The sequence below is a fragment of the Pseudomonas frederiksbergensis genome, assembly GCF_900105495.1.
In the GTDB taxonomy this organism is placed as follows: domain Bacteria; phylum Pseudomonadota; class Gammaproteobacteria; order Pseudomonadales; family Pseudomonadaceae; genus Aquipseudomonas; species Aquipseudomonas frederiksbergensis.
Genome location: NZ_FNTF01000002.1, coordinates 5,918,638 through 5,937,842 on the forward strand (window position 1 = coordinate 5,918,638; position 19,205 = coordinate 5,937,842).

At 58.1% G+C, this 19,205-nt stretch carries 12 protein-coding genes and 2 pseudogenes; 3 read left to right on the forward strand and 11 right to left on the reverse strand.

Going from position 1 to position 19,205, the window contains the following annotated elements; all coding sequences use genetic code 11:
- Positions 1 to 4 precede the first annotated feature (4 nt).
- From BLW70_RS27875 to BLW70_RS27880, 3 genes are all read right to left on the reverse strand, one after another.
- Positions 5 to 2,455: an Ig-like domain-containing protein gene (locus tag BLW70_RS27875; RefSeq protein ID WP_235865028.1), complete on the reverse strand. Its 2,451-nt coding sequence runs from the start codon at positions 2,453 to 2,455 to the stop codon at positions 5 to 7.
- Positions 2,452 to 3,651: a Tc toxin subunit A gene (locus BLW70_RS31240; RefSeq protein ID WP_235865029.1), complete on the reverse strand. Its 1,200-nt coding sequence runs from the start codon at positions 3,649 to 3,651 to the stop codon at positions 2,452 to 2,454. Before BLW70_RS31240 ends, BLW70_RS27875 begins: the two co-directional genes overlap by 4 nt.
- Positions 3,652 to 3,800: 149 nt before the next feature.
- Entirely contained in the window at positions 3,801 to 6,869 is a 3,069-nt protein-coding gene (locus tag BLW70_RS27880) for a hypothetical protein (protein WP_074879550.1), read from the reverse strand.
- A 457-nt stretch (positions 6,870 to 7,326) separates the two neighbouring features.
- Between BLW70_RS27880 and BLW70_RS27885 the strand changes: the two are divergent.
- Positions 7,327 to 7,697: pseudogene (locus BLW70_RS27885) on the forward strand (DUF6124 family protein).
- 145 nt (positions 7,698 to 7,842) lie between these two features.
- Here the strand turns inward: BLW70_RS27885 and BLW70_RS27890 are convergent.
- A complete protein-coding gene (locus BLW70_RS27890; RefSeq protein WP_074879553.1) occupies positions 7,843 to 8,202 on the reverse strand; it encodes a PilZ domain-containing protein in 360 nt (119 codons plus the stop codon).
- 241 nt (positions 8,203 to 8,443) lie between these two features.
- The gene (locus tag BLW70_RS27895) at positions 8,444 to 8,830 is read right to left on the reverse strand and encodes a tetratricopeptide repeat protein (protein WP_074879557.1); all 387 of its coding nucleotides are present in this window, start codon (positions 8,828 to 8,830) and stop codon (positions 8,444 to 8,446) included.
- A gap of 754 nt (positions 8,831 to 9,584) precedes the next feature.
- Here BLW70_RS27895 and pyk point away from each other — a divergent pair.
- Positions 9,585 to 11,036: a pyruvate kinase gene (gene pyk, locus BLW70_RS27900; RefSeq protein ID WP_074879559.1), complete on the forward strand. Its 1,452-nt coding sequence runs from the start codon at positions 9,585 to 9,587 to the stop codon at positions 11,034 to 11,036.
- A 173-nt stretch (positions 11,037 to 11,209) separates the two neighbouring features.
- On the opposite strand, the pseudogene BLW70_RS30575 reads toward pyk, so the two are convergent.
- The 6 genes and pseudogenes from BLW70_RS30575 to BLW70_RS27925 form a co-directional block, all read right to left on the reverse strand.
- A pseudogene (locus tag BLW70_RS30575) lies at positions 11,210 to 11,335 on the reverse strand (enoyl-CoA hydratase); the annotation flags it as partial.
- Between the two features lie 13 nt (positions 11,336 to 11,348).
- Positions 11,349 to 12,587, reverse strand: coding sequence for a hypothetical protein (locus tag BLW70_RS27905; protein ID WP_074879562.1), 1,239 nt, complete (start codon positions 12,585 to 12,587; stop codon positions 11,349 to 11,351).
- A 66-nt stretch (positions 12,588 to 12,653) separates the two neighbouring features.
- On the reverse strand, positions 12,654 to 13,916 hold the full coding sequence (locus BLW70_RS27910; RefSeq protein WP_074879567.1) for a delta-60 repeat domain-containing protein: 1,263 nt from the start codon (positions 13,914 to 13,916) through the stop codon (positions 12,654 to 12,656).
- A 341-nt stretch (positions 13,917 to 14,257) separates the two neighbouring features.
- Positions 14,258 to 15,007, reverse strand: a complete 750-nt coding sequence (locus BLW70_RS27915; protein WP_074879570.1) for an enoyl-CoA hydratase-related protein — start codon at positions 15,005 to 15,007, stop codon at positions 14,258 to 14,260.
- 29 nt (positions 15,008 to 15,036) lie between these two features.
- Entirely contained in the window at positions 15,037 to 15,972 is a 936-nt protein-coding gene (locus BLW70_RS27920) for an iron-sulfur-binding ferredoxin reductase (protein ID WP_074879573.1), read from the reverse strand.
- Positions 15,965 to 17,071, reverse strand: a complete 1,107-nt coding sequence (locus BLW70_RS27925; protein WP_074879576.1) for a GGDEF domain-containing protein — start codon at positions 17,069 to 17,071, stop codon at positions 15,965 to 15,967. The genes BLW70_RS27920 and BLW70_RS27925 overlap by 8 nt, the downstream gene beginning before the upstream one ends.
- A gap of 527 nt (positions 17,072 to 17,598) precedes the next feature.
- Here BLW70_RS27925 and BLW70_RS27930 point away from each other — a divergent pair.
- A complete protein-coding gene (locus BLW70_RS27930) occupies positions 17,599 to 19,122 on the forward strand; it encodes a fumarate hydratase (RefSeq protein ID WP_008156025.1) in 1,524 nt (507 codons plus the stop codon).
- The last annotated feature ends 83 nt before the right edge of the window (positions 19,123 to 19,205 follow it).

Below are 19,205 nucleotides of genomic sequence, written 5' to 3' on the forward strand. Positions count from 1 at the left end.
CAGTTCATCGTTCAGGCTCTTCGGCGGCGAAGGTGATTGGCTCAAAATAGGCGGTCGTCTCACTTCCTTGTGCCAGGATGCTGATCTCGAACTCTCCACCGGTAGGGCTGGAGACGAACACGCGCGCCTGGCCTTCCTGGTTCGTGAAAGCCTGGCTCGGGCGAATGACCAGCCCAGGTTGCTCGATACCGGACTGCGATGAGTTGAAAAACCACTGTACGAGGCTGTTTTTCCCAAGATTTCCGTATCTATCCTTCAGCGTGGCGTAGAGTTCGATTTCTTCACCAAACGCCACGGTCCGCAACGGCACTTGCGCCATGAGCGGTGGCGGAAATCTCAAGGTAGCGTGGTCTGCGATGACGTTGATGGTAGGCGCGTACTCCGGCTCGAACAGATCCAGCCAGAACTGCGGGGTATCCGTACCCATGACCTTGCCGGGTATGAACTCTGCTTGCACCACCCCATAGACATCTGTTTCCTCGGTAGCAATGCTGCCCAAGGTGGCGCTCCAATAAACGTTCACACCACTCAACGGTTGTCCGCCGCTGTCCTTGAGGGTCACGGTGAAGGTGATTTTTCCTTGTGGGTTGCCGGCAACGACCGTGCTGTTGTCGACAGTACAGGTCGAGGTGACGATCTGTTTCAGATCCTCGGAAAAGGCAAGCGCAGGCTCAGGGGATTCGGACAGACTCAGCAAAGCACGCTCTGCGGCAACCTCGTACCTCTGCCTATCGACAACCTCCGGCAACGTGCCGATCAGGAAGATCGTCAGGGCATCCATACCGGTGTGCGTCGCCAGAACCCGAACGCGCATGAACAGATCCAACTCGGTCAGGTTTTTGAGGATTCTGAGTTCTGGAGACACGCGGCCGAGGCACTCGCGCACCTCCTGAACGCTCCAGTTGAAAAACTCGGCCAGCCGGATCGATGCCGCTTGTTGGGCCAAATGCGTTGCATCCGTGCCTAGCGAGGAAGGCAGTGCGTTGACCTCGCGCAAATAATCGAGCAACTTCTGCGGGGGTTGCGCACTCATCCCAAACGCCCGGGTAAGTGTCGTCAAGTAATAAAGCGTCTTCACCGTAAACGCGTGCTTGTCGTCCAGGTCCATCCAGGCCTTGTGGCCATAATCGAGATAGTCCCGCAACAGCTCGGCGCCAAGCCCCAGTTCCAGGACCACCGCGCTACGGCGGCGTACGTCGGCCAACAGCGCGAGCAATGGGTCAGGTTGTTCGTTGCGCCCCCTTACAGACTCGTCGAGCCCCAGTCCCGTATGCTCGAGCACCTGACGCAACAACCGATACACCGTCGCATTGGCCCAGGCCAGAACCAATAATGCCTGCTCGGCATTAAGGCCCGTATGTACCACCAGGCACTCCTTGACCACCGATGCCTGAGCCTCTCTGACCTGCAAGAGCACGGTGAGCATTTTTTCGACGATAACAGCACGCACGCTTGCATTGCTTTCACCCAAGCCATCCCTCACCGCTTGATCAAACTTTTCGCGTGCAAAGTCCTGATAGTCGGCCTCCGTTCCCGCTGGGGCCTTGATCAAGCCGTCGGGATCGACCAGCACCGTCAACAGGTCCAGCCAGTTGGCACCCGGCAGCGCTGGCACACCGGCCATCAGCAACGCCGCGTCGGTGAACAGTGCACCAGGCAACAGATTGCGTACCTGCTTGAATAACTCGAGCTCCTTTTCAGAGACGACCAACGTCTTCGGCGGTGAAACCTGCTGCAGCATCCAGGGCACCCCAATGCCGCGGTCGGCACACCACCCCGCGCAGGAGTGCATCGCATAGATGAGGTTCAACACATCCGGCGTATTGACTATGGCCGTATTATGTGGGGTCAGACTGATCCGGGGAGCACCCGCCAGGCCATTGACCCAAGATGTTCCACCCAACAATGTCAGCATCTTGATGCCATCGACCGGCGACATACCCAACAGGCCCGACAGCTTCACAAGACGGTAAAAACTGGACAAGGTCGCCGCGTTACGCTGCAACATGTTGTCCTCGACATCCTGTGCTTCGGCAATCGCCTGGGCCAGAACACTGTAAGTCTGCAAATCGATCGTAAAAGCATTGCATATCCGGGCGACCGTCAAATCGGACACGCCCTGTGCCGGAATCACCGGAAACTTGCCGCCATCGAGCTGCAAGGCTTGAGAATATTCGCCCTCCTCATTGAAAACCTGATCGAACTGCGAGCGCGCTTCACCACGACCGTAAATCGACAACTCATCGATAAACACTGCGAAGTCTTGCGCCGTGCACCCATAGCGCTCACGCAATGATTGAAACAGGCCCAATGCGTGCACGACTCTTTCCGTGATTTCCCACGCATTGGCCTGCGCACCACCGCGCACTTCAGCCCTTATGGCTGCCGCTAACAGCGCATCCACCTGATCGCTGGGCAGTTCCAGCCACCGATCCAGGCGCAACTTGCGGTTCATTCGGTCATATCGCTCAAAATCATCGGCACTGTCGGGGAGGGCTGACAACCGATGCAGAAACACTTCCTCCACTTCTTCACCCGTAATGCTGACGGCAGGGGGGTGTGGGCATTGAGATAAACCGAACCGGAGCGCCAGCTTTCTGGCCCCGCAGGCTTTGTGTCCGTCTCCGTCACATTGGGCGAGCGCAGAGGGGCAAAGCTGCGAACCGACAGCAGCGCCTCGAGCCCTGGGGTATCGAGTTTGGTTCGCTCGCCGAAGAATCGAACTTGATTGAGGTTCTGATACTTCGAAGAGTTATCGGTACCGAAATTCAGTGCGTAAAATTCTTCCCGGTTTGCATATGCCGGCGGATCCTCGGTCAGCAATTGTCGTTGATAAGGTCCCAGCCGCGACGCGTGGGCCAGGGCTCGACCCGCATCCTCGTCCCACGCCTGATCTTGCAAAAAGTAGGGAAAGGAGAGATCCACCATATGCGCAAAATTGCCCACCGACAGGCCATGGTGACGGGCGACCGCATCCAGGGTAACCCAGTGCTGGTAGTACGGAAGCCCGTTGGGATATCGCGCATTGATCATCGCCAACTCAAGATCCGTTGGATCCGCTTGATCTGGATCCTTGTGTTCCCTGATGAATGTTTCAAGCACCGGTACGATGATGTCGACCGCAGACACTGGTCGATGTATCGCATTGAAGTCGACGGACAGATTCATCAGGTCTTTGCGGCGCTCACGCAGTCGCAGAGGAACCGGACCGGTTGAAAAATGCTCGATGCGGTCTATGACCCACCTCACCATTTCAACCAAATACGCCGCAGACGAAGCAAGAGACTCGATAGCATCCGGGGGGCACAGACTGTCGAAACGGGGATCGAACAAACGCTCGAAACTGGGCCCCTCGACCATCGACAACAAACCGCTGCGCGGTGCGGCGCTTTCGGTATTTTTACCGTGCAGGCTGTGCTCGATGAACTGGCGCCGCAGGTAGACAGCCATGCTGTTGGCCCGACGCAAAAACAGGCGCGCATCATCGGGGCTAACCTTGTATTCCCTCACCAGCCCTTGAACGCCCTTCTCCACCAAAGGAAAGATAGACCCGCCTTCTTCCAGGTAGGTCGCGAGGTCGAGGTACTCTGTGAGTTTTTCTTCACTGAATACTTGGCTCAGCAGTTGTGAAGCAGGGCGAGGGTCAGACATGGTCAGGTTCCTTGAGTGGATAAGCGTCCTGAACGGCCCGACGAAATTCGCAGGCCGTGCGTTCGACTGAAGAGATTTGGCCTCCGAAGGCGGTCATCGTCTACTGTCATAAATGACAGTCTTTGTGACCACTCATCGGAAATCGAGTGTCAGGACTCCGCTGTCGGCGGCTCGCTTTCAAAGCGTTTACTTTCGACCCAGTCGGAAACCGTCGCGCCATCGGCACTGTCACTGAGGCTTTGCCTGAACCGGCACCATTGGCCACCCCGGGGCAGCGATTGCTGAGCGTCCCCCTGCCAGCCTCCACCCGTGACGGGAAGATCGGGTGCCCATACGTGATCCGGATTGAACCAGCTCACCACTTGCCCGACGCCCGGCCTGCCCTGGCCTTTGAACTCGACCGGGTGACTGACCCACTGTCCTTGCGCAGGCACATCGACAGAGGGCCGATAAGTACCCAACACCACCTGGCGTATGACTGAATCTGCCGAGTCGAACCCCTCGCTCGACGCTACAGCCAACAGTGGGTAGCGCCCGTCGGGCTGATCGAATTCCACCGTTACCGACCAGGTGCGATCCTCCAGCACCGGGCTTCGCCCCAGTACCGTCTGAGCGACATCGCCGAGCCTCACCGCCACGCTGTCCCCCGCAACACCGAAGCCTGACACCGCCACCCGCCGACCGATGCGCTCGCCCGTAACAGGGGTTTCGATAACCGGGGCCGCTGGCACCACGTTGTAATTCAGAGGCTGGCTGTCCTTGGATGTTCGCCCCCCAAAGGTTTGCCTGGCCCAGATGGTTTTGGCTCCGACCGGCAAGGTCACCTCGGCTTTCCAGCAGCCGTCATCATCCACTTCAATATTTTCAAGCAAAGGCTCGGCAGTATCCTTCAACCAAACCCCTACCTTCCCCCCCGGCGCGCCCCATCCCGACAGGGTCGAGGTTCGCGGCATGCTGCCGTTTTCCACCGGCACTTCAATGATCGGGGGCACCAGCACCACCTCGAATGCACGGAGTTCGCTGCGCTCGGACTCCCGCTGACCAAGCGATTGCTGCGCGTCAATGGTGTAACCACGAAAGTCCAGCCCAGTGAGATCGATTGACCATTCACCGTTCTCGGTCAATACCTTGGGCTGGCCCAGATCATTGCCGAATTGAGCGTTGCGCAGTTTCATTGTCGCGCCCTTGTAACCCTTGTCACCCGTTACGGTGAAGTCGCGCCACACCTCTGCCTTATCACCCGGATCGGTAATCCGCGGTGTTGGCAATTTGATCGTAAAGGTTTTCGAGGCAACGGGGGACGGCTCCAGCTCGGCATAATCCTGCCATGCAGTGACCGTGTAATCTCCACCCGGAGTGAACGGAGTCGGGCGTTCAAAGACCCAGGTGCCGTTGCTGACAACAGGCTGATGCAAATCGGCGCTGTCGCTGAACTTTAGGGTGAGCACCGCCCCGGCCCAGCACGTGCCGGCTACTTCTGCCTGTAACTCATCGACGGTGACACGGGAGATGTCAGGTGCCAGCAACGGGTTGGTCACATTCAGTTCAACAGGCGTAGAAGACAGCCCACCCTGTTTATGCACAACGGTGACTTTTAGCGACTTGATCGGCCCCCACAGACTCGACGCACGGATTGTCCAGTTCGAGGTGGTCAGCAGAAGGGGGGGAACGACATCATTACCGCCCGCGTCCAGAACGTGAATCGTCGCCCCGACAATGCCTTTGCCGGTAAAGGTTGGCGTGTAGTCCGAGACGCTATAGTCCACCTCGGTCGGTGGCGCAAGATTTTCGATGGTGACCCTGATCTGAACGGGATCAGAGGTCTCCGTTCCGATTTTCTGCACCACGTTGATGGCTCGCGAGTTCACCGGCTCCCAAGGTGTCGTGGCACGGGTTGACCAGGTTCCGGCGGCGACGGAAGCATCCGGAACGCTCACAGAACTGCCTGTAGCGTCCGTGATGACAATCGTTGCCCCATTCACGCCATTACCGCTGAACATCGGCGTGCGGTTATCCACGGTGTACTTCACATCAGTGGGCGTCGGTACTTTCCTGACAACGTCGAAATCGAGCGACAGGGAAGGTATCCAGCCATTGGCATTGTCGGGCACCTTCTGAACCGCGGTCAGCTTGTACGTACCAAAGGTCCAGTTCGTCGCCGTGGTTTCCCATTGGCCGTTTCTCACCTGTACAACGGGCGGTGGTGCCGTTTCTTCAGGTTCTTTAATGGTGATCTCGACGGTGGCGCCATCATAACCAGCTCCTGAAAACTTCACACTTCCGGGCGTCGCCAGGTTTTCAACTTGGATATTCATCAATTTGGGTGGGCGAATATAGAAGCCGACAGCGGTGCTTAAAACCGATTCCTTTGTACCTTTAACTTGCTTGGCTACGAGCGAGACCGGCCCCGGCTTCACCGTGACGGAGGCAGTCCAGGTTTCGCTTGTCAACTCAGTGCTTTTACCGACTTCCTTAAGGGGCAAGGGACCTTCAAGCAACACGTGGACAGTAGCGCCCACCATTCCATTACGCCCCCCCATTACAAATGTCGTTTCCTGTAACGATCGGGGGGCGGGAGAGGTGATAACCGGTGGTTCGGGTACCAGCCTGGTGATGAAGGTACGATCTGAACTAAAACGCGTGGTATACCCTGGCTTGGATTGCTCAATGGTAATCGAATACTCGGCATTATCAGACAAGTCCTTATTGAGCTTGATCGACCACGTATTTAAAAAGTTGTAAAAATAATCACTCAGCGCTTCATTCGTTCCACTTCTCATCACCCTGAGGGAACAACTCCCACCTCCCACCCCCTCAATTACAGGACGCCTGGCAGATACAATTTCGCGTTCTTCCGGGGTATTAATCACCGGCCTAGAACTTACATAAAATTCGACTTCTTCCGGGTCTGAATCAACTCCATTAGCAGTACCCCAAGCCTTGAGGTAAGCGGGCCCTGGAAAAGCTGTTTCTATAAAGAACGTGTTATTTCCCCAATACGCATTGTGTATATATCTTGTTTGGATCAGCGTATCCGAAACATAGAGCGCTATCGCAACCCTATAACCATCATACTTGACATCAACAAAGACCGTCCCTTGTATGTTTCCATTTACAATACTCATGCTGACGGGACTTAGTATTTTCGGGCTCGGGGGCTTATTAAATACAGGAAGTTGATCACCTTCTTGGGCCAGGTCATTGAGTTCGTCGGTCATGATCGTATTACCGTTTGGGGTGGGCTCTCGAAAATTGTTTTAGGCTGTTTTCGCATGCCATACACCTGTCAAATCTGACAGTGCCGACGAACGGCAACCCTCTACCTCGTCACTTTTCCTAATGTTTTCAACCCTTCAGTTCACGGCTACAGCGCCTTGCGCATTTGCCTACAGATCCGCCAGAATCCGCCGGCTTGTGCGCCTTGGTCTTGCCCCGTAACTTGATCCGCGTCGCTGCCAATCAGCGATCGGGTTTAGTCGCCCGGCGGTTCGATACGATGTGCATAAGCGTCATCCAGTCGGGAATTCCCTATCCCCGCACTTGATGGTGGCTGTACGCAGGGCGCCCTCGGGCGCGCCGGATTTCGTATCTCCGCCGGTCGACTAACCTGCGTCCAGCCGCCACCCTAATTCGTTTAGTCGCGAGACGGTGGTGGCTCCCTTACGGAGATCGACTATGTTCAAGGCAACACCCAATCCCCCGAAGCCGACCCGGTTTCCCCCTATTCCACCCTCCATTCAAAAAAGCTCAACGCCGCCGCCAACAAGGCGCTGGACCATTACCTCAAACCCCACATCAACCGCCTCCCTTCATCCCAGGACCGTGCCATGGAAATGTTCACCGTCGTCCCCGATGCAAACCCCGAAGCCCTGACCATCCAGACTTACGAAACCTTTTCCTCGGTCAGCATTCTGCTGCTCGACCTGGCCGAAAGCCTGGAGGACAAGCCGCGGCATCTGGCGATGGCGATTTATCAGTTGAGTGAGTTGGGGTTGATGCTGGTGGAGCGGTCGCTGGCGAACGAGGCGGCGATCAAGGTGACCTGAGCTTAAATATCAGGCGCCTGCGCTAACGCCTTCGCGGGCAAGCCCGCCCCCACAGGTTCGGTGGTGTACGCCAACATTTTGTTCGACGCGATCACTGTGGGAGCGGGCTTGCCCGCGAAGGCGCCAGTACAGGCACCGCAGGGCATCACGCAGAAGCAGGCAGCGGCTGAAAACTGAAATATTGCTTCAAGGCGCTGACCAGTTGCCCATACTCCGGCGGTGCCCGTTGCAGGCTGAACCCGGCGTCATAGTGGTGAGGGGTCGTGTCTTCATGGCACCACAAACAACACCCCTGAAGATCGATGACCTGCATGCAGCCATCGCTGTCGGGGATTTTCAGGCGCAAATCGAAATCGGCGCCGATCATCATCGGCAGCTGGCTGATCAGCATCAGCCCGTCTTCGGAGACGTTGCCCAGAAAGCCGATGGGTTTGTCGGTGACGCTGTTGAACACTCTTAGAAAATACGGCAGTTGATGCCGCTCGATCCGGCGGTCAGTAAACATGCGCAAATGGCCCAGCAAGGCTCTTAAGCAGAGCCGCACTAATGCTTCGGAACGGGCCTGCTTCTCTTATATAGAAGCATGGGCGCGCTCTCCCCGATCCCGGTGCGACAGTCCATAACGCCGCTGCCGCTTACTCCTGCCGATCACAGGTGTTGCGTCGATCAGAGGCAAGGCTCTGAATCGATCTATTCGACTATAGCTCACCACCGCCGGTGAGCCAGCCTTTGAACGATCAGGACCATCAGAACTGCGTCGGGCGCACGACCGCAGCCGCACTGCGCAGCGGATAGTGGCCCAGCGACTGCAAGGTTTCCAGGCGGGCGCGGGCGCGGTAGGCGTATTCGCTTTGCGGGTACGCGGCGATGATGAACTGGTAGGTTTGCGCCGCATCGACAAACAGTTTCTGCCGTTCCAGGCACAAGCCGCGCATCATCGATGCTTCCGGCCACACGTAAGGCCGCGCTCGGCTGGCGCGTTCGACTTTGGACAGTTCGAGCATTACCTGCTCGCAATTGCCGCGGTCGTAGGCGCTGTAAGCGTTATTCAAATGATGGTTCATCGACCAACGGGTGCAGCCCGTGACGCTGAGGGCACTGATGGCAAGGGCGGCAATGAGCACGAATCGCATGGGGGTTCTCCTGTCTTGAGCTCTGTATCGACCCGTTGGCGAAAATCTTCAATGATCGGGTGCGGGAATGAGCGTGTAGCAGCATAAGACAAGCGGTAACGAATCACCCGCTTCGGAGTATTCGCGCAAGGTGGCACTCAACGTCCTGACCGAGCGAAAAAAAAACCCACTGAGCCGCCAAGGCTCAGTGGGCTTGCAAATGAACGAAGACGTTCCGGTCATTCGACTACGAAGGATCGACTCCGCGACGCAGGCGAAGGCCCATAATTATTGGTCTGGACTGCCGAAATAGTATTCCGACCCTCAGGCAGGTTTTCAGAAGCATTACCTGACCAAGTACCGTCCGACCATACGCGGACTTTCAATAACAAAAGCTTGTCTTCCGTTCTAACCTCAACGATGGCATCTGGAACACCGGTTCCCTTTAATCTGACTGGGTTTTCCACTGTAGCGGCCGTTCCCGGTTCAACGATTACCGGCTCCGCCGGTTGCTGAGAGTTTGTAGTCATGTTGTCATCTCCCTGACTCGTCACCTGTTGACGAAGCTCCAGCGCATTCAACCCCGCGCTCAAGCGCCCGCCTACCTGTTAGAACTAACAGTGCCGACAAATGGTAGGTCTATTGAATCGGTGTGGCTGAAAACTTTCGGGATTGTTCGTTTCAAGAAACAAACGAATAAGTAGTGCAAACGAACAATGACTACAACATCGGACCATAGTAGCCTCACCCAGCGCTTGAACTCAGGAGTCTATGCATGTCCGTCCGTCGCACCAAAATCGTCGCTACCCTTGGCCCGGCCAGTAACTCGCCGGAAGTTCTCGAACAGCTGATTCTGGCTGGCCTGGACGTCGCCCGCCTGAACTTCTCCCACGGCACCCCCGACGAGCACAAGGCTCGCGCGAAGCTGGTGCGTGACCTCGCAGCCAAGCACGGCCGCTTCGTCGCCCTGCTGGGTGACCTGCAAGGCCCGAAAATCCGTATCGCCAAATTCGCCAACAAGAAGATCGAGCTGAAGATCGGTGATCAATTCACCTTCTCCACCAGCCATCCTCTGACCGAAGGCACCCAGACCGTCGTCGGTATCGACTACCCGGACCTGGTTAAAGACTGCGGCGTGGGCGACGAGCTGCTGCTCGACGACGGTCGCGTGGTGATGCGCGTTGATACCGCCAATGCCACCGAACTCAATTGCACCGTATTGATCGGCGGCCCGCTGTCCGACCATAAAGGCATCAACCGTCGCGGTGGCGGCCTGACCGCTCCGGCCCTGACTGAAAAAGACAAGGCCGATATCAAGCTCGCCGCGGAAATGCAGGTCGACTACCTCGCCGTGTCCTTCCCACGTGACGCCGCCGACATGGAATACGCCCGTCAACTGCGCGACGAAGCCGGCGGTACTGCCTGGCTGGTGGCGAAGATCGAACGCGCCGAAGCCGTGGCTGACGACGAAACCCTCGACGCCCTGATCAACGCCTCCGACGCCGTGATGGTTGCCCGTGGTGACCTGGGTGTGGAAATCGGCGACGCCGAGCTGGTGGGCATTCAGAAGAAAATCATTCTGCACGCACGCCGCCACAACAAGGCTGTGATCGTGGCGACCCAGATGATGGAGTCGATGATCCAGAACCCGATGCCGACCCGCGCTGAAGTGTCCGACGTAGCCAACGCCGTACTCGACTACACCGACGCCGTGATGCTCTCGGCGGAAAGTGCTGCCGGCCTGTACCCGCTGGAAGCGGTGCAAGCCATGGCGCGCATCTGTATCGGCGCTGAAAAGCACCCGACCAGCAAGACCTCCAGCCACCGCATCGGCAAGGTCTTCGAAAGCTGCGACCAGAGCATCGCGCTGGCGGCCATGTACACCGCCAACCACTTCCCTGGCGTGAAGGCGATCATCGCCCTGACCGAAAGTGGCTACACGCCGTTGATCATGTCGCGCATCCGTTCCTCGATCCCGATCTACGCGTTCTCCCCGCACCGCGAAACCCAGGCTCGGGCTGCTATGTTCCGTGGCGTCTACACCGTGCCGTTCGACCCGGCATCGCTGCCGCCTGAGCAAGTCAGCCAGGCCGCGATCGACGAGTTGCTCAAACGCGGTGTCGTCGAGAAAGGCGACTGGGTCATCCTGACCAAGGGCGACAGCTACCACACCATCGGCGGCACCAACGGGATGAAAATCCTGCACGTTGGCGACAAGATGGTCTGAGTGATCGGTTGCTGAAAAACAAAAGCCCCGCCCTGTGAATGGCGGGGCTTTTTGGTTTCCCTATGATCGTTCCCACGCTCCGCGTGGGAATGCAGCCCGGGACGCTCTGCGTCCCAAAGCCGAACGCGGAGCGTCCGTTGAGGCATTCCCACGCGGAGCGTGGGAACGATCGGCTAGTGTTTACTGATGAACGCTGACAACGCCGCAATCGCTTCCGCCGAGCGCAGCCGTTGAGTGAACTGTGCGCTCTCTTCTTCTATAGCCTTGCGCAGTTGTTCGCGGTCCGCGGCGTTCATCAATGGGCTGACCGGCTCATCCTGAATAACAACTGACCGTCACACGTTCACCGTTACCTTCAGTGGTACCGACGGTGATGATATTCGTGTCGTGCTGTCGCACCGTTGCCGCAGCGATAGATACCCTGGGTTCCCCTCGGATAACGCCCTCTTGTCCAAAACGACTATCCAATTGTCCGGAGGGCAGGTAGCGGGCGATGGCATACCGGGTTATGCCTTCCGATGTTTGGCCGCCGCCGACCAGTGTGAGGTGTTGGTTCTGGACAATGACATCGCGCCAGATCACATCCATTTGCGGGATGGACAGCAGGGCAGGCATTCCATTGTTGAACTGCGCATCCGGTTGGCCTTCGGTGTCGATAACCGATAGAAGCCCACGGCCGGTATACCACGCCCCGCCCAGATGTCCTGCGCCGACCGTTTTGCCGTCCTGGGTGAGGGCTATCGGTCCCAGATAAGTGTTTACCCCTGGAATCTCGACCGTGGCATAACCTAGCTCTCCGAATGTCGCGTCGATGCCCCCGTTTTCATGAACCCGTGTCATAAAACTGAACGTGTGTGTACGTATTCGCGTCGTACCGGCGACCAGGTAACGGCCATCGGCTTGCACGGCAACACCTTCAAGCGTCGTCAGCCCAGTGTCTTTGTAAGGGACAGGGACATAGCCTCCGCTATTAAATGTGGTGTCCAGAGAACCATTGGGTTCAAGTCGAATCAGCAGCCCTTCGTATCGGTCGTTCACTATCCTTTGAGGGGTGAGTGTCAGGAGTATTTTATCGCCGGCCAACACCGTTGAATGGCGGCAGAATCCTGTTTGCAGCTCGTCTTGTCCGCCAGGTTTGAGCTGGACGATTTGTTGTCCGTTCTGGCCAAAGGTCGTATCTGCACTGCCATCGCGATGGAACATGGCCAGTGCCGGGTACGTGCGCATTGATGTCGTCTTCTCTGCGACGAGTAGAATTCGACCATCGCGCAGCAGGTGCAGATCAGTCACCGGGGTGATCTCGTTATCCTGGCCGAACTCTCCAATGACGTATCCATCGATACCAAAGGTCATGTCTGGCGAGCCATCTGGCTGGAGACGAGCCAGCCCGAAGCCGGGGCCAGTGCGAAATCCAACGACGATTTTATTGTCGGGTTGTATTTTTACCGTTTCGCCATAGCCCTCAACACTCAGGTAAATTCGGCCGCCATCGCCGAAGCCGGGATCTAGATCGCCAGAAGCTGAAGGTGACTGGTTGTGTACGTTGGACATGGTCCTGCTCTCCCGACTGAGGATGATGACAATCGTGCCCGAGCCCTTTCGGGCCTGGGTGAAGGGCTACGCCAGGTAACGCAGGATGGCTGATTTTTGCGATTGATCGTCAGCCGCGAGCAGCGTCTTATTGTCGGTCTGCAGCGTCATCGCAGTGACACCATCACCTTTGTCGAAACCGGTACGGGCCCAACCCGATCCGTTGAACACAGGATCCAGGGTGCCATTGCTCTGGAAACGAGCGACAACGCCGTCGAAGTGAATGGCGTCAGAACCCTGTATGGCTCCCGCCACGACGATCTTCCCGTCGGTTTGCATCGCAGCACCTACCCAGCTGGTCGGTTTATCGTCCAGTTGCGTGTAAACCGGGCGCGCGCCATTGAACTGGATGTTTGGACTTCCATCTGGCTCAAGACTCACCATCACGCCTTCATAGGGAGTGGAGAGAACTTCGCCAATAGCGAGAATTCGTTGATTAGGTTGCATCGACATCTGTGTGAAGCGCAGGCGTTTGTCGTCAGAAGGAGAGGCAACGAGAACGAAGCCGTCTTTACCAAAGGTGCGATCCAGGCTGCCGTCCGTGTTGTAACGAGCGACAAAAGCATTTTTTGATTGGTTAAAACTGCCACAGGCCAGGTACTGGCCGTCTGCTTGAAGCAATACGTTGTCAATCAATACCGGCTGATCAGGTGCGTCAGGGTGGCTCAAGGTAATGTAGCCAACACCATTGAAACTCAGATCGAGTGAACCGTTGCTCTGGAGTCTGAAAATCGCTCCTACCCGGGGACGATAGGTGCATACCAGGATTTTACCGTCGGGAAGTACCTGGGCAATGTCTGATGCCTGGCGTGTCGGGGTCATTGCCGTTTGATCCGGTGGGTCAATGGCAGTGGCAAGCGGGGTGTCGATGATCACTTTACCCCCAGTGCCAAAATCTGGATCAAGGCTGCCGTTGTGGTTGTAGCGGGCCAACGCCGGGACGTACGCGAGGTACAGATCTACACGGGTTGAGGCTTGAAGAAGAATGCTCCCGTTTTCAAGAAGGGTAATGGTACTGCCAGCGGAGTCGGGTTCACCTGCGAACGAATCAATGACAAGACCCTGGGTGCCGAATGTCGGGTCAGGCGATCCATCGGCATTGAGGCGTCCGAGCATGTACCCGGCATGTTCGTTAGCGATGTAACTCCCGGTGAAATAGATTTTTCCATCGGCCGCCACAGTCAGTCCCTTGATGGTGGCGCTTATCGCTGCGTCGAAGTCAAGGTGGACCTTGCCGTTTACTCCAAAGGCAGGATCGAGCGTGCCAGAGAGCAGGTCTTGTGCTGACATTGTGTTCTCCTTCAAACAATGAATGATCACCGGGTGTTTTAAAGACTGTTCCGGGTCAAAGCATCTGAACAGTGAAGGTGGGGGCCGTCTACTGTCAGACTTGACAGTAGACGGCCCGTGTTTTTTCAGTTTTTGGGCGCACATACGCATAAAGCCCCGGCCTGTGAATGGCGGGGCTTTTTGGTTTCTGATCCGGGATGTGTATTTGCCTGACCTGGCCTCATCGCGAGCAGGCTCGCTCCCACAGGGGTTTGGTTGAACTGGCCTCGGATTTTGTGTACGCCACAGATCAATGTGGGAGTGAGCCTGCTCGCGATGAGGCCCGCCCAGTCACCGCAGAATCAATGCCGTTTGATGAACCCGGTCAACGCCGCAATCGCTTCCGCCGAGCGCAGCCGTTGGGTGAACTGTGCGCTCTCTTCTTCTATGGCCTTGCGCAGTTGTTCGCGGTCCGCGGCTTTCATCAATTGCTTGCTGATGCGCACCGCTTCTGGCGGCAGCGACTCGAAACGCAACGCCATCTCCCGCGCCTTGGCCAACGCCGCTTCGCCACTGTCCAAGGCTTCGGTCGCTATCCCCCACTGTGCGGCTTGTTCACCGCTGAAGCTCTCACCCAACAGTAACAATTGCGCCGCTTTGGCCTGCCCGAGCAACCGCGGCAGGATCAGGCTGGAACCAAACTCCGGGCATAGCCCCAGATTCACGAACGGCATGCGCAGGCGCGCATCGCGGCTGACATACACCAGATCGCAATGCAGCAACATCGTCGTGCCAATGCCCACGGCTGCACCGGCCACGGCGGCAATCACCGGTTTGCGGCATTCGAGCAGGTTGAGCATGAATTGAAACACCGGGCTGTCGAGGTTGCCCGGCGGTTGCTGGATGAAGTCGGCGATGTCGTTGCCGGCGGTAAAGCACTCGGCAGTCCCGGTGATCAGCACGGCATTGATTTCAGGGTCGGTATCCGCCAGTTTCAGCGCTTCGGCCAAGTGGCTGTACATGGCGCGGGTCAGGGCGTTTTTCTTGTCTGGGCGGTTGAAGCGCAGGGTCAGCAGGCCGCGCTCGCGTTCAAACTGGATGGCATCGCTCATGGTCGGTCTCGCGTCTGAAAAATCAGCGCTCAACCGCGCAGAACAAAAACGTCCGCCAGCAGTTGATTACGCGGCAATCCCGCCAGGTACAAGCGCCGGGCAAAGGCGTCGACGCTGTCAGGGGCCCCGCAGAGTAAGGCCAGGGTTTGCCGTGAAACAAGCCGCAGTTGCGCCAAAGCCTCGGGCAACTCGGCCGCTGTCCACAGCTCAATGCTCAGGTTCGCGCGGCTGGCGGCCATGGCTTGCAGGGGTTTGGCCAGGTAATGCGCCTCGGCATCATGGGCCAGGTGAATGACGCGAATGGCACCTTGGTGATCTTGCCGTAACGCTTCTCGCAAGATGCCGAACAACGGGCCCAACCCCGTGCCGGCGGCCAGCAGCCAAAGTGGTCGGGCGTTCCAGTCCGGGTCGTAATGCAGCGCTCCGCCGCGCAGTTCGCCGAGGCGGAGCGCATCGCCGATTTTCAGCTGACGGGCCGCATCGCTGAATTCCCCCGACTGGCGACAATCGAGGTGGAACTCCAGAAAACGGTCTTCTTCCGGCAGGCTGGCCAATGAATACGGGCGCGCCACATTGCCTGCCCACAACACCAGATGCTGCCCGGCGCTGTAGCGCAACGGACGCTCGGGGACCAGGCGCAAACGCAACACGCTGGCGCTTAGCCAATCGACAGCCGCCACCTCGGCCGGGCGGCCGTCCTGTAGCGGATCGAACGTGTGGACTTGCAAGTCTTCGACCACCTGGCACTGACACGCCAGGCGCCAGCCTTGCTGTCGCTGGTCTGCGCTGAGGGCGTCGGGGCGGCTGTCGCTCGGCAGCCCTTGGACACATTGCACCAGACACGCATGGCAACTGCCGGCGCGACAACTGTAGGGCACCGACACGCCGTTCTGATTCAACGCATCAAGCAGGTTGCTGCCCGCCGCCACCGACCATTGGCGTTCGCCGACCCGTAACTCAGGCATCGACGTTCTCCCACGCGGCCGCGCAACGATTGCGGCCGTCACGCTTGGCGCGATAAAGCGCCTGATCGGCACGCTGCAAGGCTTCATCGAGATCGTCGCCCAGTTCGAGCAACGTCATGCCCGCCGACAAGCTGAGATGGGCGACGTCGAGTCCGATCAATTGCACATCGGTGAACGCAATGCGCAGCCGCTCGCAACAGGAGGTCAGGCGCTCGGCGTTGCAATCGGACAACAGCACGACGAATTCTTCGCCACCGTAACGGGCCAGGACATCGCCATCGCGCAAGCAGGCGGTGGCCACGGCGGCAAAGGCTTGCAGCACCTGATCACCGGCGGCATGGCCGTGCACATCGTTGATCCGCTTGAAATGGTCGAGGTCGATCAGTGCCAGGCCATGCATGACATCGGCGTCCATGGCCTTCAGCTCACGGGAGGCCAGGCGCAGGAAATGCCGGCGATTGAACAGCCCGGTCAGCTCGTCGGTGGCCACCAGGTCTTCGAGCTGGCGCATCATCCCGCGCAGGGTGTCCTGATGCGCCTGCAAGGCAAATCGGCGCTGACGCATGCGTTGACGGGAGGCCTGGACGTGACGGGCATAAAGCTCCAGCCAGACCAGCACGATGAGCAGCACGCACACCTGCAACGCGGCCAGTGCCGGGTCAGGTAACTGAAAGTGGTAACCCTCCCATAGCGTGATCGCACTGAAACTGACGAACACCAACAGCGCGCACCGCAAGAAGGCAAAGCGTGAAAGATGGAACAAGCCGAACAGCAGAATCAGCACGTAGAACACCAGGAACGCGCCGCGTGCCTCGTCCAGATGGGCGATCAGCCAGGTTTGCCAACCCAGCCCCAGCAACACTTGCGCTTCGGTCAGGCTGGGGTCGGAAAAACGCAGGTTGCAGCCGCTGTAAAACACCACGAACAACGCGGCCTGGCTGATGACGACCAGCGCACTGCCGATGGCCACGTTGGCCAGGGATTGCTCGTAATGGCCGGTGAAAAACGCCAGCCACAACAGCACCAAAGCCAGGGCGTAAGTGCCGGCTGCGAGGGCGAAGCGTTTGAGCAACAAGCGCTGGATGGCGTTATGGGTCAATCGTTGACTCACCGTGCGAAGGGAGGCTGCTGAGTGTCCTACTCTACAGACCGAATGCCACTTTAGTTGCGTGCCTGATAAATGACCATTCAATTTTCAGGGCGAAAAACTGGCGTCAAAGGCATGACCCTAAAATACACATATAGCTGAATATCTGACCCATACCTGTAGTAAAGGCGCCCCTGCTGTGGCGAGGGGGCTTGCCCCCGTTCGGCTGCGAAGCAGTCGCAAAGTCTATGCATGCGGTTCGACTGACACATTGATGTGGACTTTGGGGGACTGCTGCGCAGTCCAACGGGGGCAAGCCCCCTCGCCACAATAACTACAACCATCGCCTTAACCGCTTTATGCGACCAACGATTGACTGTCGGCGGGTGTGCCCGGAACCGAGGCGCGTTATACTGCCGCGCCTTTTTAGCGTCGCGCCAGCAGCCCCGGCGTGCCTTGAAAGGTGCTTGCAACCGACCGATGCACCCAAGCTGCAAGCACCTTATTGAATGTTCCCGTCTTTTAGAGGAGCGCGACTCATGACCGTGATCAAGCAAGACGACCTGATTCAGAGCGTTGCCGACGCCCTGCAATTCATTTCCTACTACCACCCCGTTGACTTCATCCAGGCGATGCACGAAGCCTACCTGCGCGAAGAATCGCCAGCGGCCCGTGACTCCATGGCGCAAATCCTGATCAACTCGCGGATGTGCGCCACCGGCCACCGCCCGATCTGCCAGGACACCGGCATCGTTACCGTCTTCGTTCGCGTGGGCATGGACGTACGCTGGGATGGCGCCACCATGGGCCTGGACGACATGATCAACGAAGGCGTGCGCCGGGCTTACAACCTGCCGGAAAACGTCTTGCGTGCCTCGATCCTCGCCGACCCGGCGGGCGCTCGTAAAAACACCAAGGACAACACCCCGGCCGTTATCCACTACTCCATCGTTCCGGGTAACACCGTGGAAGTGGACGTGGCAGCCAAGGGCGGCGGTTCCGAGAACAAGTCGAAAATGGCCATGCTCAACCCGTCCGACTCGATCGTTGACTGGGTGCTGAAAACCGTTCCGGAAATGGGCGCCGGCTGGTGCCCACCGGGCATGCTCGGCATTGGCATCGGCGGCACCGCCGAGAAAGCCGCGGTGATGGCCAAGGAAGTGTTGATGGAATCCATCGACATTCACGAGCTGAAAAAGCGCGGCCCGTCCAACCGTATCGAAGAGATGCGCCTGGAACTGTTCGAGAAGGTCAACCAACTGGGCATCGGCGCCCAGGGCTTGGGTGGCCTGACCACCGTGCTCGACGTGAAGATCATGGATTACCCGACCCACGCCGCTTCGTTGCCGGTGTGCATGATCCCGAACTGCGCCGCCACCCGTCACGCGCACTTCGTGCTCGACGGTTCCGGCCCGGCCTCCCTGGAAGCGCCACCGCTGGACGCCTACCCGGAAATCGTCTGGGAAGCCGGCCCATCGGCCCGTCGCGTCAACCTCGACACCCTGACCCCGGAAGACGTGCAGAGCTGGAAGCCGGGCGAAACCGTCCTGCTCAACGGCAAGATGCTCACCGGTCGCGACGCGGCGCACAAGCGCATGGTCGAGATGCTGAACAAGGGTGAAACCCTGCCGGTGGACCTCAAGGGTCGCTTCATCTACTACGTCGGCCCGGTTGATCCGGTGCGCGAAGAAGTGGTTGGCCCTGCCGGCCCGACCACCGCGACGCGGATGGACAAGTTCACCCGTCAGATCCTCGAGCAAACCGGCCTGTTGGGCATGATCGGCAAATCCGAGCGCGGCCCCACTGCGATCGAAGCGATCAAGGACCACAAAGCCGTTTACCTGATGGCAGTCGGCGGCGCGGCTTACCTGGTGGCGCAAGCCATCAAGAAATCCCGCGTGGTGGCTTTCGCCGAACTGGGCATGGAAGCGATCTACGAGTTCGACGTCAAGGACATGCCTGTGACTGTTGCGGTCGACAGCAAGGGCGAGTCGGTACACATCACCGGTCCTGCCATCTGGCAGAAAAAGATCAGTGAAAGCCTGGCGGTAGAAGTGCAGTAAACGCTTGAGCTTGCCCATACGGCCGGGTCGTCTTTCAGATGTCCCGGCCGTTTTTTTTGCGCCCCATTTTTACCATTCGCTAT

Coding starts and splice junctions, on each gene's coding strand:
- BLW70_RS27875 (WP_235865028.1), bottom strand. CDS start 2,455: ATGAACCGCAAGTTGCGCCTGGATCGGTGGCTGGAACTGCCCAGCGAT.
- BLW70_RS31240 (WP_235865029.1), bottom strand. CDS start 3,651: ATGTCTGACCCTCGCCCTGCTTCACAACTGCTGAGCCAAGTATTCAGT.
- BLW70_RS27880 (WP_074879550.1), bottom strand. CDS start 6,869: ATGACCGACGAACTCAATGACCTGGCCCAAGAAGGTGATCAACTTCCT.
- BLW70_RS27890 (WP_074879553.1), bottom strand. CDS start 8,202: ATGTTTACTGACCGCCGGATCGAGCGGCATCAACTGCCGTATTTTCTA.
- BLW70_RS27895 (WP_074879557.1), bottom strand. CDS start 8,830: ATGCGATTCGTGCTCATTGCCGCCCTTGCCATCAGTGCCCTCAGCGTC.
- pyk (WP_074879559.1), top strand. CDS start 9,585: ATGTCCGTCCGTCGCACCAAAATCGTCGCTACCCTTGGCCCGGCCAGT.
- BLW70_RS27905 (WP_074879562.1), bottom strand. CDS start 12,587: ATGTCCAACGTACACAACCAGTCACCTTCAGCTTCTGGCGATCTAGAT.
- BLW70_RS27910 (WP_074879567.1), bottom strand. CDS start 13,916: ATGTCAGCACAAGACCTGCTCTCTGGCACGCTCGATCCTGCCTTTGGA.
- BLW70_RS27915 (WP_074879570.1), bottom strand. CDS start 15,007: ATGAGCGATGCCATCCAGTTTGAACGCGAGCGCGGCCTGCTGACCCTG.
- BLW70_RS27920 (WP_074879573.1), bottom strand. CDS start 15,972: ATGCCTGAGTTACGGGTCGGCGAACGCCAATGGTCGGTGGCGGCGGGC.
- BLW70_RS27930 (WP_008156025.1), top strand. CDS start 17,599: ATGACCGTGATCAAGCAAGACGACCTGATTCAGAGCGTTGCCGACGCC.